Source organism: Bradyrhizobium sp. USDA 4503 (assembly GCF_054055815.1).
This window is the reverse complement of sequence record NZ_JBSRXS010000001.1, coordinates 6,014,593-6,032,557: the sequence shown is the minus strand read 5'-3', so window position 1 is coordinate 6,032,557 and position 17,965 is coordinate 6,014,593. Positions and strand designations below refer to the sequence as shown.

16 protein-coding genes are annotated in these 17,965 nt (G+C 65.2%); 5 read left to right on the top strand and 11 right to left on the bottom strand.

The genetic code is table 11. The features are described from left to right. Nucleotides 1-163: 163 nt before the first annotated feature. Nucleotides 164-1,333 (top strand): hypothetical protein, encoded by a 1,170-nt coding sequence (locus ACVMIH_RS28770; protein ID WP_456864235.1) that lies wholly within the window; start codon nt 164-166, stop codon nt 1,331-1,333. A gap of 115 nt (nt 1,334-1,448) precedes the next feature. Here ACVMIH_RS28770 and ACVMIH_RS28765 read toward each other — a convergent pair whose 3' ends face one another. The 4 genes from ACVMIH_RS28765 to bioB are packed head-to-tail and all read right to left on the bottom strand — an operon-like array spanning nt 1,449 to nt 5,553. After that, nucleotides 1,449-2,711, bottom strand: coding sequence for an adenosylmethionine--8-amino-7-oxononanoate transaminase (locus ACVMIH_RS28765; protein WP_253588315.1), 1,263 nt, complete (start codon nt 2,709-2,711; stop codon nt 1,449-1,451). Continuing rightward, entirely contained in the window at nt 2,708-3,340 is a 633-nt protein-coding gene (gene bioD, locus ACVMIH_RS28760) for a dethiobiotin synthase (RefSeq protein ID WP_168856604.1), read from the bottom strand. Before bioD ends, ACVMIH_RS28765 begins: the two co-directional genes overlap by 4 nt. Continuing rightward, nucleotides 3,337-4,491 (bottom strand): 8-amino-7-oxononanoate synthase, encoded by a 1,155-nt coding sequence (locus tag ACVMIH_RS28755; RefSeq protein WP_456864232.1) that lies wholly within the window; start codon nt 4,489-4,491, stop codon nt 3,337-3,339. Before ACVMIH_RS28755 ends, bioD begins: the two co-directional genes overlap by 4 nt. A gap of 9 nt (nt 4,492-4,500) precedes the next feature. After that, on the bottom strand, nt 4,501-5,553 hold the full coding sequence (gene bioB, locus ACVMIH_RS28750) for a biotin synthase BioB (RefSeq protein WP_456864230.1): 1,053 nt from the start codon (nt 5,551-5,553) through the stop codon (nt 4,501-4,503). Nucleotides 5,554-5,677: 124 nt separating this feature from the next. Here bioB and ACVMIH_RS28745 point away from each other — a divergent pair, with 124 nt between their 5' ends. Further along, the gene (locus ACVMIH_RS28745; RefSeq protein ID WP_456864228.1) at nt 5,678-6,316 is read left to right on the top strand and encodes a GntR family transcriptional regulator; all 639 of its coding nucleotides are present in this window, start codon (nt 5,678-5,680) and stop codon (nt 6,314-6,316) included. 229 nt (nt 6,317-6,545) lie between these two features. Here ACVMIH_RS28745 and greA read toward each other — a convergent pair whose 3' ends face one another. From greA to ACVMIH_RS28725, 4 genes are all read right to left on the bottom strand, one after another. Then, nucleotides 6,546-7,028 carry a transcription elongation factor GreA gene (gene greA, locus ACVMIH_RS28740; RefSeq protein WP_057015361.1) on the bottom strand — a complete coding sequence of 161 codons (483 nt, stop codon included), beginning with the start codon at nt 7,026-7,028 and terminating at the stop codon, nt 6,546-6,548. A 79-nt stretch (nt 7,029-7,107) separates the two neighbouring features. Further along, on the bottom strand, nt 7,108-10,254 hold the full coding sequence (locus tag ACVMIH_RS28735; protein WP_057015360.1) for an efflux RND transporter permease subunit: 3,147 nt from the start codon (nt 10,252-10,254) through the stop codon (nt 7,108-7,110). Next, a complete protein-coding gene (locus ACVMIH_RS28730) occupies nt 10,251-11,486 on the bottom strand; it encodes an efflux RND transporter periplasmic adaptor subunit (protein ID WP_456864226.1) in 1,236 nt (411 codons plus the stop codon). Before ACVMIH_RS28730 ends, ACVMIH_RS28735 begins: the two co-directional genes overlap by 4 nt. Before the next feature lie 311 nt (nt 11,487-11,797). Next, complete coding sequence (locus tag ACVMIH_RS28725; protein ID WP_057015358.1) at nt 11,798-12,934, bottom strand: hypothetical protein; 1,137 nt, start codon at nt 12,932-12,934, stop codon at nt 11,798-11,800. Nucleotides 12,935-13,593: 659 nt separating this feature from the next. Between ACVMIH_RS28725 and ACVMIH_RS28720 the strand changes: the two genes are divergently transcribed. From ACVMIH_RS28720 to ACVMIH_RS28710, 3 genes are all read left to right on the top strand, one after another. Beyond that, a complete protein-coding gene (locus ACVMIH_RS28720; RefSeq protein WP_057015357.1) occupies nt 13,594-14,706 on the top strand; it encodes a helix-turn-helix transcriptional regulator in 1,113 nt (370 codons plus the stop codon). 153 nt (nt 14,707-14,859) lie between these two features. Then, nucleotides 14,860-15,165 carry a hypothetical protein gene (locus tag ACVMIH_RS28715; protein WP_253638142.1) on the top strand — a complete coding sequence of 102 codons (306 nt, stop codon included), beginning with the start codon at nt 14,860-14,862 and terminating at the stop codon, nt 15,163-15,165. A 3-nt stretch (nt 15,166-15,168) separates the two neighbouring features. Beyond that, complete coding sequence (locus ACVMIH_RS28710; protein ID WP_253638143.1) at nt 15,169-15,690, top strand: DUF1697 domain-containing protein; 522 nt, start codon at nt 15,169-15,171, stop codon at nt 15,688-15,690. 139 nt (nt 15,691-15,829) lie between these two features. Here the strand turns inward: ACVMIH_RS28710 and ACVMIH_RS28705 are convergent, their stop codons facing one another. From ACVMIH_RS28705 to ACVMIH_RS28695, 3 genes are all read right to left on the bottom strand, one after another. Next, nucleotides 15,830-17,053, bottom strand: a complete 1,224-nt coding sequence (locus ACVMIH_RS28705) for a threonine ammonia-lyase (RefSeq protein WP_057015354.1) — start codon at nt 17,051-17,053, stop codon at nt 15,830-15,832. 316 nt (nt 17,054-17,369) lie between these two features. Then, a complete protein-coding gene (locus ACVMIH_RS28700) occupies nt 17,370-17,525 on the bottom strand; it encodes a response regulator (protein ID WP_307720376.1) in 156 nt (51 codons plus the stop codon). A 54-nt stretch (nt 17,526-17,579) separates the two neighbouring features. Further along, a complete protein-coding gene (locus ACVMIH_RS28695; protein ID WP_225646649.1) occupies nt 17,580-17,903 on the bottom strand; it encodes an aminoacyl-tRNA deacylase in 324 nt (107 codons plus the stop codon). Between the last annotated feature and the right edge of the window lie 62 nt (nt 17,904-17,965).

Below are 17,965 nucleotides of genomic sequence, written 5' to 3'. Positions count from 1 at the left end.
CGCGTTCCATCCTGACACCGAGCTGACTTGCATTCGCCGTCGTTAACGATCTCGCCGTCGCTCGATCTCGAAATCACGGTGTCAGCACAAACATTCACAACGGGTTCATGTCGCCGCCACTATTCGACTCCAACGCTGGGGGAAGAAGATTGGAGTATGTGCCATGCGCCGCATCGCCGGACTGCCTTTCGCCCTGGCTCTCAGCCTCTGCTGTCTTTCACCACCACACGCTGCGCGCGCGCAGCTTGCCATCGGCATCACCGTCAATGCGGCGCCGCCGCCATTGCCGGTTTATGTCCAGCCGCCGATCCCCGCGCCGGGCTACATCTGGACTCCGGGCTATTGGGCATGGAGCGACGACACCGGCTACTACTGGGTGCCCGGCACATGGGTGCTTCCGCCGGCGCCGGAATTGCTGTGGACCCCCGGCTATTGGGGCTGGAGCGACGGCGCCTACGCCTTCCACGCCGGATATTGGGGTGCGACCGTCGGCTTCTACGGCGGCATCTCTTATGGCTTCGGCTACACCGGCGTCGGCTATGAGGGCGGCTACTGGCGCGGCGGCAGCTTCTTCTACAACAGCTCCGTCAACAACATCTCGAACGTCTCGGTCACCAACGTCTACAACAAGACCGTCGTCAACAACACGACCAACATCAGCTACAACGGCGGCACCGGCGGCACCACGGTGAAGCCGACGCCGCAGCAGCTCGCGGCCCAGAGCGGGCACCACATGGCCGCGACCGGCGAGCAGACGCGACACGCGGAAGCGGCGATGAAGAATCCGGCGCTGACGCTCGCCAACAACCATGGTCATCCGGCGGTCGCCGCGACCGCGCACGCAGCACGGTTCAGCGGCGCCGGCGTGGTGGCCGCGCGCCCGGGCAAGCCGATCGCGGCGCCGCCGCCCCGACATGCGCAACCCACGGCCGCACACGCCTTGCCAACGGGACATGCTCTCCCGACGGGGAATGCTCCGCCGCCAGGACATGCCCTGCCGACAGCAAATGCTTCGCCGGCCGGACACGCTCTACCGACGGGGAACGCTTTGCCGCCGGCACACGCCTTACCGCCGGGACACGCCTTGCCGACTGCGCATGCTCTCCCCGGCACCGGCGCACATCCCGCACCCGCGCCGCACGTCGCTCCGCCGGCGTCAAGACCGCAGCTCGTGCAGCATGCACCGCCGCAGCCACGCGCGGTCGCGCATCCACCGGCACCGCGCGTCGCGCAAGCGGTTGTGCATCGGCCCGCGCCGCCGCATGTGTCACGACCGGCGCCACGGCCGCATCCTGCTGCGAGGCCGCGTCCGGCGCCACACCAACACTCATGATCGGGCTCATCGGCGTGCCTGCAAGGGCACGCCGATCTCGTATGAGACCCCATCGCGGGCACCACGGCCCGCGATGCAATCATCAATCCCTGACCTTTGGGCGCGAAGCGCGTCGTCAAGCCAGCGCGTCGGCCGCACAGCTGATCCCGTCGTAGATCTCCTCGAGATCCGCCTCGGTGACGCAATAGGGCGGCATGACGTAGATCGTGTTGCCGAGCGGCCGCAGCAGCAGATTGCGGCGTTCGAAGAAGGCCTGAAGCTTTGGGCCGATGCCGGCGAGATAGCCCGCATCGCTCGCCTTCAGATCAAGTGCGGTGACGGTCCCGGTGCGGCGGACGTTCTCGAAGCGCGCGTCGGCACGGAACGCGGCGAGCAGACGCTCCTGCATCGCAACCACCGCGGAGACGCGCGCGCCTGCACCGTGTTGCCAGAGCTCGAGGTTTGCTTTTGCAGCAGCACAGGCGACCGGGTTTGCCGTGTAGGAGCTGGAATGGAAGAAGGTGCGCGAACGATCACTGGAATAATGTGCGTCGTAGATCTCGGCCCGGCAGAGCGTCACCGCGAGCGGCAGCGAACCGCCGGTGAGGCCCTTCGAATAGCAGGCGATATCGGGCCTGACGTCCGCCTGCTCGCACGCGAACAAGGTGCCGGTGCGGCCCCAGCCGGTCATCACCTCGTCGGCGATGAACAACACGCCAGCGGCTGCGCAGATGCGTTTCATTTCCTTCAGCACCCAGGGCGGATACATCAGCATCCCGCCCGCACCCAGGATCAGCGGTTCGACAATGAACGCTGCCGCGGATTCCTTCCTGCACGCGGCTTCGAGCGCGTCGAGCGTCGTCTGTTCATAGCCAGGCGCCGGAAACGGGATCGACGCGACGTCGAACAGCAGCGGCTCGTAAGCCCTGTTGAAGACGCCGCGCGCGCCGACCGACATCGTCCCGACCGTGTCGCCATGGTAGGAATTTTCCATCACGATGATCTGCGTGCGCGTCGCGCCGATATTGTGCCAGTAGCCGAGCGCCATCTTCAGCGCCACCTCGACGCTGGTCGAGCCAGAGTCGGAGAAGAACACGTAATCGAGCCCGTCGGGCGCCAGCTTCAACAGCTGCGCGGCGACCTGCTCGGCCGGATCGTGGGTATGGCCCGCGAAGATGATCTGGTTGAGCTGCTCCGCCTGGTCCTGGATCGCGCGCACGATGTGCGGATGGCAATGGCCGTGGGTCACGACCCACCAGGATGCGATCGCATCGATGATGCGGCGATCATCCGCGGTGTAGAGATAGGCGCCCTCCCCACGCACGATCCTCGTCATCTCGCCGTGCAGCGCGTGCTGGGTGAACGGGTGCCAGATCGGCGACTTCCGAGCGGATGTCATGGATTGAAATCTTCCCGCCGGAACGACGCCTTGAACGCTGCCTGCAGCGTGTCTGCCGCAAGCGGAGCAAGCCAGGGCAACCGGCCTAGCCGGCGCACCTGCCCGATCTCGCAGATCGCGCGCTCGCTCTCGGGATTGCTCTCGCCGATGAATGCGATCCCGTGAATGTCGATCCCGCGCGTGCGCAGCGCCTCGACCGACAACAGCGAGTGATTGATGGTGCCGAGCGCGGTGCGGGCGCACAGCACGACCGGAAGGCGCCATCGCGCGAAGATATCGATATAGAGCGTGTTGCCGTCGAGCGGCACCATCAGCCCGCCGGCGCCCTCGATCACCAGCGGACGGTCCCCGGCATCGGGCACGCCGAGCGCGGCAGCGTCGATGCGCACGCCGTCGAGTGCGGCAGACTGATGCGGCGAAGCCGGCGTTCGAAGCCGGTAACGTTCCTGCACGATGCGATCCGCCGGGAGCCCGCCAAGCCGTGCGACCAGTTGCGCATCGGTTTCCTCCTCGAGGCCGGCCTGAACCGGCTTCCAGTAGCGCGCGCCGAGGAAGCCGGCGAGGCCCGCGGAGAACACCGTCTTCCCGATCCCGGTATCGGTGCCGGTGATCACGATCCGGCTCGTCATCGCGACCAGCCTTTGGTCTCGTCGACCAGCGCGTCGAGCAGCGCGCGCACGTCGTCCTCGTCGACATTAAGGGTCAGCGCAATCCGCAACCGGGCAGAGCCTGCCGGCACGGTCGGCGGCCTGATGCCTCTGATATCGAAGCCGCGCGCCTGCAGCGCAGACGCCAGCTGCATCGCACGCGCATTGTCGCCGACGATATAGGGCACGATCTGCGAGCGCGACGGGCTGCGCCAACCGCGCAGGTCGAGCTCGCGATGCGTGAACGCGACCAGTTTTGCCAGGCGCTGCTGATGCACGGGCTCCTGCTGCAGGATCAGCAGCGCCTCGCGCACGGCGACGGCCACAAGTGGCGACGGTGCAGTGGCGAAGATGAACGGGCGGCAGCGATTGACCATGAAGTCGCGCAGCACGGTCGAAGCGGTGACCAGCGCGCCGGCGGCGCCCAGCGCCTTGCCGCAGGTATGAACGATCACGAGGTTCTCGCGCCCCTCATAGGACGCCGTCAGCCCACGCCCCTGCTCGCCATAGACGCCGGTGCCATGCGCCTCGTCCACCATCAGGAACGCGTCGTGCCGGTCCGCGATGGCGACAAGGTCGTCGAGCGACGCGACGTCGCCATCCATGCTGTAGACGCTTTCGACCACGATCCAGGCCCGGCCCGTGCGGCCCTCGGCACGCCAGCCGCGAATGGTGTCTTCGACCGACTGGGGATCATTGTGCGCGCTGATCCGGAATTCGGCCCGGCCGGCCCGCGCGCCTTCATGGATGCTGGCGTGCACGAGAGAATCTAGCACCAGGAGATCGCCGCGCTGCGGCAGCGTCGTCAGCACGGCGAAATTGGCGACATAGCCGCCGCCGAAGAACAGCGCCGTCTCGGCTCCAAAGAACGCGGCGGCTTCGGCCTCTAGCCGTTCGTGGTCCTCGCAATTGCCGCGCAGCAGCCGCGACCCACCGGCGCCGATCGGTGTGCCGGCCTCGAGCGCGGCCGAGACCGCATTCTTGATGCGCGGCGCGTTCGCGAGCGCCAGATAGTCGTTCGAGACGAAATCGATGCCCGCGCGCGGCTTGAGACCGCGCAGCCGATCGTCCTTGCTCAGGGCGTGCAAGGCCGCGGCGTAATCAGCGACCTTGGCCGCATGGATTGCGCTCATGCTTCTCTCTCAGATTTGTAGTTGGTCGCGCGGCGAATCCCGCCGCGCGCGTGCCGGAGCTGCGCTCAGGCGAGGGCGGAGGTTGATGCCGAGCCGGTCCAGCAAATCGGCGTCGCGATCGCGCTGCGGGTTCCTGGTGGTCAGCAGCACATCGCCGATGAAGATCGAATTCGCGCCGGCGAGGAAGCACATCGCCTGCAGCTCGTCGGTCATGTATTGCCGTCCGGCCGACAGCCGCACCACGCTCTTCGGCATCATGATCCGCGCAGTGGCAACCAGACGCACCAGCGCGATCGGATCGGGCCGTTCCGCGGTGTCGTTGACCGGAACGCCCTTGACCTCGTTCCACAGATTGATCGGCACGCTCTCCGGATGGCTGGGGAGATTGGCAAGCAGCATCAGCATGCCGAGCCGGTCATCGACCTGTTCACCCATGCCGATAATGCCGCCGCAGCAGACCTTGATGCCGGCGTCGCGCACATGCGCGAGCGTATCGATGCGATCCTGCAGGGTGCGGGTGGTGATGATCCTGTCGTAGAACTCCGGCGAGGTGTCGACGTTGTGGTTGTAGAAATCGAGCCCGGCGTCAGAGAGACGCTCGGCCTGCTTTGGCGTCAGCATGCCGAGCGTGACGCAGGTTTCCATGCCGAGGCCCTTCACCGCGCTGACCATGTCGCAGACCTGATCGAGATCGCGGTCCTTCGGGCTGCGCCAGGCCGCAGCCATGCAGAAGCGGGTTGCGCCGGCGTCCTTGGCGCGCTGCGCGACCGCGACCACTTCGTCCCGCGGCATCAGGCGAGTGGCCTTCAGGCCGGTGTCGTAATGCGCGCTTTGCGAGCAGTAGCCGCAGTCTTCCGGGCAGCCGCCGGTCTTGATGCTGAGCAGGCTCGCGGTTTCGACATGGTTCGGATTGAAGTTGGCGCGATGCACGCCTTGCGCCTGAAACATCAAATCCGCGAACGGCAAATTGTAGAGTGCTTCAGCCTCGGTACGGTCCCAGGTCTTGCGGGGCGCTGCACGGGTGCCGCTGTCGGTCCGTTCGATTTCCACGACATCAACCATATGGCTTGCTTTCTCGTTTGCTGTGGATCATAGATAATCTGGTATATTATCTATGATCTGTGGACTTAGAACGATGCTAGCCGAGCCAGTACGCGCGCGCACCCGTTTTTACGATAGATAATCTATGACGAGCGAAGGCGAGAACACGACCACCGCGGGGCGCATCGCCGAAGCGATCGGCGAGCGCATCATCAACGGCGAATTGCTGCCGGACGCGCCGCTGCGGCAGGATCATGTCGCGCGCGAATTCCATTCGAGCCACGTGCCGGTGCGCGAGGCCTTCAGGCAATTGGAGGCGCAGCATCTCGTTGTTGCGGTGCCGCGACGCGGGGTGCGGGTCGCGCCGCTCGACACCAGGTCGGTGAAGGAAATCGCCGAGATGCGCGCCGCGCTCGAGGTGGTCGCGTTGCGCAATGCCGCCCCCAGGCTCACATCGGCCCATCTGGCACGGATCGAACTCGCCATGATCGAAGGCGACAATGCCGAGACGGTGCGGGATTTCGAGATGGCCAATCGCGCCTTTCACCATGCGCTGGTGGCGCCGTGCGCGATGCCGCGGCTGCTTGCCAGCCTCGACGGCCTGCAGCTTGCGAATTCGCGACTGGTGTTCGCGATGGCGCGCAACGCCGGCTGGCGGCCGCGGCCGAGCCAGGATCATCGCGTGATCCTGCAGGCGCTGCGCGCACGCAACATCGAACAGGCCTGCAGCCTGCTGGCGCGGCATATTCAGACTATCGAGCGGCTTGCCCTGCCGGCAGCGTGATCACTTTGCTCCGAATCGAGCGACGGACTCCGGTTCACCTCGCCCCGCGTGCGGGGAAAGGTCGGAACGCATCGGCAGATGCGTTCCGGGTGAGAGGGGGAGTCTCCGCGAGAGTATCTGTCTCCGCGTGTGCGGAGGCAGCCCCTCACCCCCAACCCTCTCCCCGTAAGAACGGGGCGAGGGGACGCGCCGCCTTTGCGACCGCCATTCAATCTAATGCCATCACTCTCTAAGCGATCGCGACGATCTCCAGCTCCTGATCGCCCGAGCCTGCGACGTCGCCCAGGGCTTTGCCCATCAGCGACCTCGCTACCGGCGAGACAAAGGAAATCGAGCCTGCCTTTGGGTCGGCTTCGTCCTCGCCGACAATGCGATAGGTCTGCACCCGCCCGTCGGCGCGGCTGAAAGTCACCGTGCTGCCGAAGGCAACAGTTTCGGTGGAAGCAGGGTCAGGCACGACCTGCGCGGTGCGGAGCCGCTCTGTGAGATAGCGCGCGTCGCGCAACGGAACCGCCGACTGCCGCCGCCGTTCGTTGATATCGTCCAGCTGCTGCGCGGCCTCAAGGGCCTCGCGTGCCGCCTGGAGCTCACGCTCCAGCGCCTTGCGTCCTGCTTCGGTCACCAGGTTGGGATGCGGCGAAATAGGGCGGTCCGGCAACAGCGTTTCGGACGCGGTCTCGGCACTTTCTTCCTTGGTGAAGGCAACGCTCAATCCAGAACTCCATCGATGAGGCCAGTAGCATAGACCCGCCCCACGCGCCTCCCTAATGCGCGAAGGGATTAGGCAGGATCTAATGCGAGGCAGGCTGTTCCGCCTTGGTCCGTCTGCCGAAGCGGTTCTTTACACCCTCGCGCCAGCCCTGGAAGGTGACGAACAGCATCGGCACCAGGAAGATGCCGACCGAGCTTGCGGCGAGCATACCGCCGAACACCGCGGTGCCGACCGCACGGCGGCTGATTTCCGCGGCACCGGTCGCGACCACCAGCGGCACCAGGCCGAGGATGAAGGCAATTGATGTCATCATGACGGCGCGGAAGCGCATTTGCGCGCCCATCGTCGCGGCCTCCGCGATCGGCTTGCCGGCCTCGCGCTGCTCCTTGGCGAACTCGACGATCAGGATGCCGTTCTTGGCGGCGAGCGCGATCAGCACCACGAGGCCGATCTGACCGTAGAGATCGAGGTTGAGGCCCGCGAGCTTGATCGCAAGATAGGAACCGAACACGCCGACCATGACCGATAGCAGCACGGGAATCGGGATCGTCCAGCTCTCATACAGCGCGACCAGGAACAGATAGGCAAACAGCACCGCGAGGCCGAGAATGATGCCGGTCTGGCCGGAGGCCGCCTGCTCCTGATAGGCCGTGCCGGTCCACTCGTAGGAATAGCCGGAAGGCAGCGTCGACTTGGAGAGCTCGGCCATCGTCGCGATCGCGGTGCCCGAGGACACGCCCGCCGCCGGGCTGCCGTTCACGGTGACCGAACGATAATTGTTGTAGCGCGTGATCACCTGCGGTCCGGTCACGATGCGCAGGCTTGCGATCGAACGGATCGGCACCATCTCGCCGCCGCTGTTGCGCACATAGATCTGCCAGATGTCGGGAATGTCGCGGCGATCGGCGGCATCGCCCTGCACATTGACCTGCCAGGTGCGGCCGAACAGGTTGAAGTTGTTGACGTAGATGCCGCCGAGCGTGGCCTGCAGCGCGGTGAAGACGTCGGCCATGTTGAGGCCGAGCGCCTGCGCCTTGGCGCGATCGATGTCGAGATAGACCGACGGGTTGGTCGCGGTGAAGGTCGAGAACACGCGGGCCAGATTTGGATTGCGGTTCGCAGCACCGATCAGCCCGCCCATCACGCTGCTGAGCGAAGCCGGATCCTGCCCCTCCAGCGCCTCGAGCTGATATTCGAAACCGCCGGAGGTCGAAAGCCCGATGATCGGCGGCAGGTTGAACGGCAGCACCGAAGCCTGGCGAATCTGCGATCCCCCAACGAAGGTCTGCCCGATCGCAGCCTGCACCGAGTCGGTGACGGCCTTGCGATCGGCGAACGCCTTCATGCGCGCCACCATGAATGCCGAATTCGGCTCGCTGGCACCGTCGAGTAGCGAGAAGCCGATGATCGACAGCACATGGTCGATCGCCGGATTCTTCTTCAAGAGTGCCTCGACCTGCTTGGTGACCTCGCTGGTGCGTGCCACCGACGCGCCGTCGGGCAATTGCACCGCGATGAAGAAGGCGCCCTGATCCTCCTCGGGCAGGAAGCCGGTCGGCGTGATCTTCGACACGCCGAACACCGCGCCGGCAAACACCAGCACCGCAACCAGTGACAGCACCGCCACACGAACCAGCCGTTGCACCACGCCGGCGTAGCGGTCACGTACCCAGTCGATGCTGCCGAGCACCCGTCCCATGATGCCGCGGCGCGGCCCGCCATGACGCAGGAACACGGCGCACAGTGCCGGCGACAAGGTCAGCGCATTCAGCGCCGAGATCACCATCGCGGCGCTGATCGTCACCGCGAACTGGCGGAACAGCGTGCCGGAAATGCCGGGAATGAACGCGATCGGCACGAACACCGAGAGCAGCACCAGCGAGATCGCGATGATCGGCGCCGTGATCTGCGCCATCGCCTTCTTGGTGGCGTCGGCCGGCGATAGCTCCGGCTCCTCCTCCATGACGCGCTCGACGTTCTCGACCACGACGATGGCGTCGTCGACCACGATGCCGATCGCCAGCACCATCGCCAGCAGCGAGACTGTATTGGCCGAGTAGCCCAGCGCCAGCAGCACCGCGAACGCGCCGATCAGGCTGACCGGAACCGCGACCGCCGGGATCACCGTGGCGCGCAGATTGCCGAGGAACAGGAACACCACGATCACGACGAGCACGAAGGCTTCGCCGAGCGTCTTCATCACCTCCTTGATCGTATCGGACACGAAGGTGGTGGAGTCGTACTGTACGAGATAGGTCAGCCCCGGCGGAAACCGCTCCGACAGCCGCGCAAGCGTGGCCTGCACCGCCTTGGCCGTGGTCACGGCATTGGCGCCAGGCGCGAGATAGATGCCCATCGGCACGCCGGGATTGCCGTCGATCCGCGACTCCGAATCCATGTTCTGCGCGCCGATCTCGACACGAGCAACGTCCCTGATCCGCAGCACCGAGCCATCCGGATTGGCCCGCAGCACGATGTCGCCGAACTGCTTGGATGTCGTCAGGCGGCCCTGCGTCTGCACATTGAACTGGAACTGCTGGTCATTGCTGATCGGACGCGCGCCGATGCGGCCGACCGGCGCCTGCACACTTTGCGCCCTGATCGCGGCGATCACGTCCGACGGCGCCAGGTTGAGGCTGGTCAGGCGCTGGGTGTCGAACCAGATCCGCATCGAGTAGTTCAGCTTCGCGAACAGCGAGGCCTGTCCGACACCAGGCGTGCGCGAGATCGCGTCCAGCACGTTGATGATGGCGTAGTTGGTGATGAACAGCGGATCCTGATCGCCGCTCTTGCTGTACAGCACGATGAATTGCAGCACCGCCGAGGATTTCTTCTGCACGGTCAGGCCCTGCGCCTGCACCTCGGTCGGCAATTGCGCGAGCGCGCTCTGCACGCGGTTGTTGACGTTGACGGTGTTGATATCGGGATCGGTGCCGAGCGCGAACGAGACCGTCAGCGTGTAGCTGCCGTCATTGCCGCTGGTCGACTTCATGTAGAGCATCTTGTCGACACCCACGACCTGCGCTTCCAGCGGCTGGGCGACGCTCGATTCGACCACTTCGGCCGATGCGCCGGGGAATACGGCGGAGACCGTGACCTGCGGCGGCACGATGTCCGGAAACTGCGCGACCGGAATCTGCATCAGCGCCAGCGCGCCCGCGATCGTGATCACGAACGCGATGACGATCGCAAGCCGCGGACGATCGACGAAGACGGCAGAAATCATGGGTTATTGCCCGTCGATTTCGGCGCGCTGCTCGCGCCGCCATCCGCCGAAACCTTCATGCTCGACTGGATCAGCGCGCTGACGGGCCCCGGCGCCACCACCTCGCCCGGCTTGACCTTCTGCAACCCCTCGACGACGACCTTGTCGCCGAGCGAGATGCCACCCGTCACCGCCGCAATCGTTGCGGTCGATTGCCCAAGCTGGATCCGCCTTTGCTCGGCCTTGTTGTCCGCGCCGACGACATAGACATATTCGCCTTGCTGGTCCGACAGCACCGCCGAACGCGGGATCGCGAGCACCTCGACCGGCTGCACGCCTTCGAGGAGAACGGTCACGAACTCATTGTCGGTGAGTTCGCGGAGCGAGCCGCCGGCCGCGACGGAGGTATATGTCGGCGGATTGGGGATGGTGCCGCGCAGGGAGATGGTATCGGTGTTCTGCGCGATCGTGTTGTTGACGAAATTCAGCTCGCCGGTCTTGTCGAAGAGCCGGCCGTCCGGCAATCGCAGGCGGATGACGACGGCCTTGAAGCCGCCGCGCGTCGCATAACGGTCGCGCAGATCGAGCGCCTCGCGCACCGGCACGGGAAAGGTGACATACATCGGGTCCTGGCTGACGATGGTCGTCAGGGTTCCCGAGCTCGGCGTCACGACGTTGCCCTCGGTGACCGCGGTGCGTCCGATCCTGCCGTCGATCGGCGAGTGGATCATGGTGTAGTCGAGATTGATCTGGGACAGGTCGACCTGCGCCTGCGCGGCCTGCACCTGTGCCTCGAGGCTCTGCTGGTTGGCGACCGCCGCATCAACATTGGATTGCTGGCCGGCCGGGCCGCCCATCAGGGCCTTGGCGCGATCGGTGGTCAGCTTGGCGTTGACCAGCGTCGCCTGCAATTGGGCGACCTGTGCCTTCTTCGATGCGAGATCGGCTTCGAACGGTCCGCGCTCGAGTTGATACAAGAGATCGCCGGCCTTGACCTCGGAGCCCTCGACAAAGTTCCGCTTGTCCAGGAACGCGGTCACACGCGCCACCACGTTGACGCGGTTGGGGGCTTCGATGCGTCCGAGAAATTCATTGGTTTCGGTGATCGGCTGCTTCACCGCCTCGAACACGCCCACGGCAGGAGGCCCGGGCGGCCCCGCCTGGGCATGGGCCGCCGATACTCCCGCCGCCATTAGTCCCGCCGATACGAGAAACCCTGCCAAGCCACCGAGCATGCGTTCCGTACCACTCATGCAGTCCAACCCTTCGGCTACCAACAGACGCTACGAGACGTATATGACGTCGAGTTCCCTCAGACCCGAAGGTCAGGATGGGCAGTGCGTTGCAGCAGATCATAACGCGGCCAATCCGACAATGCTGTAAGCTGATCGCGATCGTTGCGCCGATCCCGACGACAGCCAGCTTTGTGAAGCGCTGCGACGCCACCATGACACAGCCATTGCGGCCGCGCGGACCGGCTCAGTGCATGCCGCCGTCGCCGAAAGCTCCCGTCAATGTGATCCCACACGAGCGCACTCTCGGTACCCTCGAGGTCAGGCTGCGCTCACAGCGCGATGGCGTTCTTCAAGCGAGAGGTGTCTTGATAGGCTGGCGACGCCAGACGTTCGGATAGCCACGGCCGCGCGCGCTTGCCGCTGACCTCGTGCACACCGTCGAAGATGTCCATGTCGATCAAATGCGGATGGCCTGACGATGCGTAGACCGACTGCATTTGAGAAAACTTTTCATCCCGCCCAAGTTCCAGCGCGTTTGCACCGTCACGGCTCCCGATCTCGACGAACAGCGGGCACGGGCAGAGCAAGTACGCCAGCTCCGCGCCGGCGTACTTGGCGCGGCCGTTGCTGAAATGAATGTAAGCCGCGAGTTCGACGCCGAGATTCCTGGTGATCACGGATGACGTCAGAAACCTCTTCTCGTCGCGCATATATCCGGACACAACAGTCGGCCGCATCTGCCCCGTCGCGGCTTCCAGATGCAGCGCGAGAAAGGCGCCCCAGGACACCCCGTAGACGCCGACATTCAAACCCGACACGCCGGTGAGCTTTCTGCAAACGATTTCGCCGGCGTCGAGCGATGCGCATGACACGTTGTGGGCGGAGATGCCGTGAGATGCCAGCATCGCGGCGATGTTGTTCTGGCTCTCCTGATTTCCGATCTGGACGATGTAAGGACACCAGACGACGTAACCGTCCCGACATAGCCGTTTGCCGAGCGCGTTCATGTAGTCCTTGTCGGCATCGTCGAAGCAGCGCTCCGGCGTGCTCGCCATGCCGTGGCCGAGCAGGATCAACCCCTTGAATTCTCCGTCGGGAATTCCAAGACATCCGCGCACCGGCACGCCGCATTCCAGATCGAACTCGACCTTCACGACCGAGAAGCCCTCCGCCGGCGCGCGCCAGAGCACCCGGATCTCGTCGTGCGACGGCCGATAAAGCCGCCGCGCCCGGAACAGAGATCGCATCTCTCCGCGAATCTCCGAACCGGTTGCGACCGCATGCAGCCTGCCGCTTGCCGCGATATCGAACAACGACCGGCAGAACTGATCGTAGCCAAGGGTCGGCAAGTCGACATTCGCGCATGATCCCTGGCAATGGCCCAGCGCCAGCCTGTCGCTGCCGGCCCGCGACGAGGGGCCGACCAGCGTCATCAACAATCCGGAAAGCGCCCTGCGGCTGATCATCGGCCCTCCCCGAGCCGACGATGGCTCGCATGAATGTCAGAGGTGGCCGCTAAAAAGCGCGATCAGACCCGGTTTGAATCGTCATCGCGCCTTAGGCCGCCCGTTAGGCATGATCCTTTTCGAAAAACCGCTTCGCACTTTTCCGGATCATGCCCTAGCTGGCGCCACGGATTGCGCGGATACAAATTAAAGGATGTTCATGCTCGAACGATCGCGTGCAACGTTGCAAATGTGTGACGCCGGCGGGCTTGGCGCAGCGCCAGTCATGCCAATCCGGTTTCGGGATGCTTCGGAATGTTTCCATCTGTCACGTAGCTTCGATTTTGCCGCGCGCGGCGATGATCGTCAGGCCCTGATTATCGAGTCTTCATCAAGTCTCTATCAAGTCATGGGGCCGCCCCGCCGACCTGGCATCGAGCTTCGCCTTCGTCGTCCGTGCGCCGGCGGCCGCGCGCCGGATCGCAGCCGAGCGAGCGAGACCCCGGCCGCCGCGCGAAAATCGCGAAGAAGAGGCGGCGAAAACGTCGGAGTTCCCTCCTGATGCGCGTGAACGCGCACCGGAATAACCCGGACTCGTGGGTTGGGCCGAATTACTCTACGCAATATTTCCGGGGTCGATGGGTTTATCTATTGGGCAACAACGGTTTTTGGGATGACCGATGGCGAACGACCTGCACGAGCATCTGATTGAACTGGCCTATGAGGCCGCGGTCGTCCCCGAATTGTGGCCGAATGTCCTGCATCAGGTCGGCGCGATCGCGCGGGCGCGCGGTATCGTGCTGTTGACGGCGGCCCCGCACGACGTCCGCTGGGTCGCGTCCCCCGACATGCACGACGACACGGTGGCCTATGTCGAGGGCGGCTGGCACGAGCGCAACGGGCGATTGCCGCGCCTGCTCGCGGCCAACCATGCCGGCTTCCTGCGCGACATCGACGTTTTCGATACGCCCGAGGAGGTGCAGCAGGATTTCCAGATCCGCGAATTCTTCCGCCCGCGCGGGCTCGGATGGGGCGCCGGTACTGCGATCCCGGTGCCGAGCGGCGACGTGCTGATCTACAGCGTCGAGCGCGAATACCAGCACGGGCCGATCGAGCGCGAAGCGATCGAGCAGCTCGACGCGCTGCGGCCGCATCTGGCGCGTGCCGCGCTGCTGTCGGCGCGGCTCGGGATGGAGCGCGCCAGGGCGGCAACCGAATCGCTGGCGATGCTCGGCCTGCCCGCGGCAGTGCTGCGGCGCGGCGGCCGTCTGATGACGGCCAACACGCTGTTCGACCGCCTGGTGCCCGACGTGATGCAGGATCGCGGCGAGCGCCTGACGCTGGCGGCGACCACTGCCGACACGCTGTTCGCCCAGGCGCTGGCCGCGCTTGATCAGGGACTGATCAGCGTGGAGGTGCGCTCGGTGCCGATCGCGGCGCAGGAGGATCGGCCGCCGCTGATCGTGCATCTGGTCCCGATCCACGGCGCGGCGCGTGACCTGTTCGACCGCGCGGCGGCGATCGTGATCGTGACGCCGGTGGTGCCGGCCGAGGTGCCGACCGCGGAAGTGCTGCAGGGCCTGTTCGACCTGACGCCGGCGGAGGCGCGTGTGGCGCGCGGCATTGGCGAAGGACGCACCGTCGAGGCAATCGCGGGCGCTTTCGGCATCTCCCGCGAAACGGTGCGCAACCAGCTCAAGGCGGTGCTGGCCAAGACCGGACTGGGCCGGCAGGTGGAGCTGGCCAGACTGCTCGCCGGCGCGAAGGTGCCGCCGGGGTCGTCAGGAGACTAGCGCACGCCGCGCAAGCCTCGGTGCAGGGTCGATGCGATCCTCCGGGAATTCGCAAAACGATCGCATGTTCAAACGGCACCGGTTACGCTAGGGGTAGCTCCCCTCCCTCCGTGCGCCCGCCCCGGCGCATGTCCAGTCAATGAGTGCAACTGAATGGCCGAAGCCGACCTCGACGCCGTCATCCGGCAAACCGCAAAAGCGCAGACCAAGGCCGTGATGGCGGCTGCCAAGAAACGCCAGGCCGTCTGGGTCACGCGCGCCGCCAAGGCCAAGGACAAGGAGACCAAGGCGCGCTTCCGCTTCCTGGCCAAGAGCACGATGCTGAACGCAACCGCGACCGCCAAGCGGTTGCAGAATTCGGCCGAGAACGCCGCCGACGCCTATGCGCGCGCCATGAAGAAGGCGATGGAAGAGCCGCCGCCGGCCAAGAAGCCTGCGAAGAAGAAAACCGACGGCTAGTCGATGCCGCGTTATGTCGCCCTGCTGCGCGCGGTCAATGTCGGCGGCACCGGCAAGCTACCGATGACCGAGTTGAAGGCAATGTGCGGCGATGAGGGATTTGCCGACGCGCAGACCTATATCGCCAGCGGCAATGTCGTGTTCTCCTCGAAGCTCGGCGCGGCCAAGGTCAAGGCGACGCTGGAGCGGCGGCTGCAGGCCTATGCCGGCAAGCCGGTCGGCGTCGCCGTCCGCAGCGCGGACGAGATCGCCGCGGTGCTGAAGGCCAATCCGTTTCCGAAAGCGCCGCCGAACTATACTGTCGCGATCTTCCTCGACGAGCCGCCGCCCAAGGACGCCTTGAAGGACATCAAGGGCCAGCAGGACGAAGAGGTGCGGCTCGGCAAGCGCGAGATCTATGTCGCCTATGGCAGCGGCATGGGCCGCTCGAAGCTGAAGATCCCCGCCGCCGCCAAGGGCACCGCGCGCAACATCAACACCATCGCGAAGCTCGCCGAGCTGGCGGCGGGGGACAACGAGGGTTAGTTCGCCCATTGAAATCCGTCATCCTGAGGAGCGCGCACTTGCGCGCGTCTCGAAGGATGCACGGCCCGGCTGGTGGCCGATTCATCCTTCGAGGCTCGCTCCGCTCGCGCCTCAGGATGACGGTCAAGCAGTCTGACAGCTAACTCTCCCGCACCGCGAATCCTTCGGCGCTGAGCCTTGCCAACACCTCCTCCAGATGGGCGCGGTCGCGGGTTTCGATCACGAGCTCGAGCAGCGTCGCCTTCGCCGGAAGATCGGAGAAGGTGCGCTGATGCGAGACCTCGATGATGTTGGCGCCGGCATCGGCAAGCAGGATCGACACCGCCGCGAGCTGTCCGGGCCGGTCGACGATGTCGAGCGCCAGTTGCGTCAGTCGTCCCTCGCGCGCGAGCTCGCGGGTCAGGACCGAGGCAATCAGCCTGGTGTCGATATTGCCGCCGGTCAGCACCAGGCCGACTGAGCTGCCCGCAAAGCGCTCGGGAGCTGCGAGCACCGCCGCGAGACCGGCGGCGCCGGCGCCTTCGACCACCGTCTTTTCGATCGAGATCAGGGTCGCGACCGCGCGCTCGATCTGGTCCTCGCTGACCAGGATGATGTCGTCAACGAGCTCGCGCACGATTTTCGTGGTGATCTGCCCGGGCGCCTTGACCGCAATGCCCTCGGCGAGGGTGTCGCCGCGCATCGGCAGCTGCTCGCCTTTGACCGCATTGTACATTGACGGATAGAGCTGGGCCTGCACGCCGACGACCTGGATCGACGGCTTCAGTGCCTTCGCGGCCGTGGCGATGCCCGAGATCAGCCCGCCGCCGCCGATCGGTACCACCAGGATATCGAGCTCCGGCACCGTCGCGAGCATTTCCAGTCCGATCGTGCCTTGCCCTGCAATGATCAGCGGATCGTCATAGGGATGGATCAGGATCAGGCCCTTCTGCGCAGCATGCGAGCCAACGAACGCGAAGCATTCTTCCAGCGTCTGCCCGGTGATGATGACCTCGGCGCCGTGCCGCCTGGTGTTCTCGATCTTCACCATTGGCGTGCCGATCGGCATCACGATGGTGGCGGGGATGCCGAGCCGCTTGGCGTGATAGGCCACGCCCTGGGCGTGATTGCCGGCCGACATCGCGATCACGCCGCGCTTCCGTTCCGCGGGCGAAAGCGCCTGCAGACGATTCAGCGCGCCGCGCTCCTTGAAGGTCGCTGTGAATTGCAGGTTCTCGAATTTGAGGAACAGGCGGCAGCCGCAGATCTCGCCCAGCGTGCGGCTCTCGTTGCAGGCCGTGACCATGACCGCATCCCGGATCACATCCGCGGCACGGCGTATGTCGGCAAGGGTGATGGCGGCGGTGTCGGAAGGCTGCGGCATCGGGTTTCGCTTTGGTCCGTTTCGTCGGACGGAACCTAGCGGGTTTCGGCGCCGAACACGACCGCGTTAGCGTGCGGCTAACACCCGTTCCTCCGCCCTCGCCGGCCCGGCCGGCTGAACTTCATCGCATTTCGGGCATACCAGCGCGGTGCGGAAATGCTTGTCGAGCACAATGGTTCGCGTCCTGCCGCACTGGCAGCGCATCGGCTTATCCATGGAAAACCGGCCCGGGTTCGAGATGCAAGGAGAGCGTGCGCCTGGCTACCCCGGTCCGGTTAACCCGATATGACTTGCCGCCGGATAATTTGTCGCGCGGCTAAAAGAGACCGGCGCTGAGATCGAGGCCGTAGCCTGCCCTGAGCGCCGCGACGAGCAGGACCGCCAAGGCGAACAGCAGGAGATGCCGGGCGATGCTGCTCCGAAGCGAATTGGCCGGAAACGCGCGTGCGATCGATTGAGCCAAAGCAGTCATTTGCGACCTCCGGAGCCACGTCCCGAAGGTAGGTCGCGTGCAGCGCAGTGAGGTTCAATGCGGCTCGCGGATCGGCCGGCGGCGCGCCAATGTGCTCTGTTCGGGATCACTCGGTGCCCGCACCCGATTCTTGAAGCGGTGACCGACCACGATCAGCCTGCCCTCGGCGCGGATTACGGTATCGGCCGATGGCGCGGACGGCAGATTGTCTTGCGTGACCGCTTCCAGTGCACGCAGGAACTCGCGACCGGCCGATGTGATCTCCCAGCCTTCGACGTCACGGAGCACATAGCCATGGCTAAAGATGTCGAGTTCGGGGACCCGCGACGCCAGACGTTTGATCCGCGCATGCCAATCGTCGCCGCTCGATGAGAGCACGGCGAGATCGTGCTTAAGTGAATTGATTGTGGCTTTGCCGCGGACGTGACTGGCCAATATTT

Excerpts from the sequence above, each read along its gene's own strand:
- ACVMIH_RS28770 (WP_456864235.1), top strand. The coding sequence starts at position 164 with ATGCGCCGCATCGCCGGACTGCCTTTCGCCCTGGCTCTCAGCCTCTGC.
- ACVMIH_RS28765 (WP_253588315.1), bottom strand. The coding sequence starts at position 2,711 with ATGACATCCGCTCGGAAGTCGCCGATCTGGCACCCGTTCACCCAGCAC.
- bioD (WP_168856604.1), bottom strand. The coding sequence starts at position 3,340 with ATGACGAGCCGGATCGTGATCACCGGCACCGATACCGGGATCGGGAAG.
- ACVMIH_RS28755 (WP_456864232.1), bottom strand. The coding sequence starts at position 4,491 with ATGAGCGCAATCCATGCGGCCAAGGTCGCTGATTACGCCGCGGCCTTG.
- bioB (WP_456864230.1), bottom strand. The coding sequence starts at position 5,553 with ATGGTTGATGTCGTGGAAATCGAACGGACCGACAGCGGCACCCGTGCA.
- ACVMIH_RS28745 (WP_456864228.1), top strand. The coding sequence starts at position 5,678 with ATGACGAGCGAAGGCGAGAACACGACCACCGCGGGGCGCATCGCCGAA.
- ACVMIH_RS28735 (WP_057015360.1), bottom strand. The coding sequence starts at position 10,254 with ATGATTTCTGCCGTCTTCGTCGATCGTCCGCGGCTTGCGATCGTCATC.
- ACVMIH_RS28730 (WP_456864226.1), bottom strand. The coding sequence starts at position 11,486 with ATGAGTGGTACGGAACGCATGCTCGGTGGCTTGGCAGGGTTTCTCGTA.
- ACVMIH_RS28725 (WP_057015358.1), bottom strand. The coding sequence starts at position 12,934 with ATGATCAGCCGCAGGGCGCTTTCCGGATTGTTGATGACGCTGGTCGGC.
- ACVMIH_RS28720 (WP_057015357.1), top strand. The coding sequence starts at position 13,594 with ATGGCGAACGACCTGCACGAGCATCTGATTGAACTGGCCTATGAGGCC.
- ACVMIH_RS28715 (WP_253638142.1), top strand. The coding sequence starts at position 14,860 with ATGGCCGAAGCCGACCTCGACGCCGTCATCCGGCAAACCGCAAAAGCG.
- ACVMIH_RS28710 (WP_253638143.1), top strand. The coding sequence starts at position 15,169 with ATGCCGCGTTATGTCGCCCTGCTGCGCGCGGTCAATGTCGGCGGCACC.
- ACVMIH_RS28705 (WP_057015354.1), bottom strand. The coding sequence starts at position 17,053 with ATGCCGCAGCCTTCCGACACCGCCGCCATCACCCTTGCCGACATACGC.
- ACVMIH_RS28700 (WP_307720376.1), bottom strand. The coding sequence starts at position 17,525 with ATGACTGCTTTGGCTCAATCGATCGCACGCGCGTTTCCGGCCAATTCG.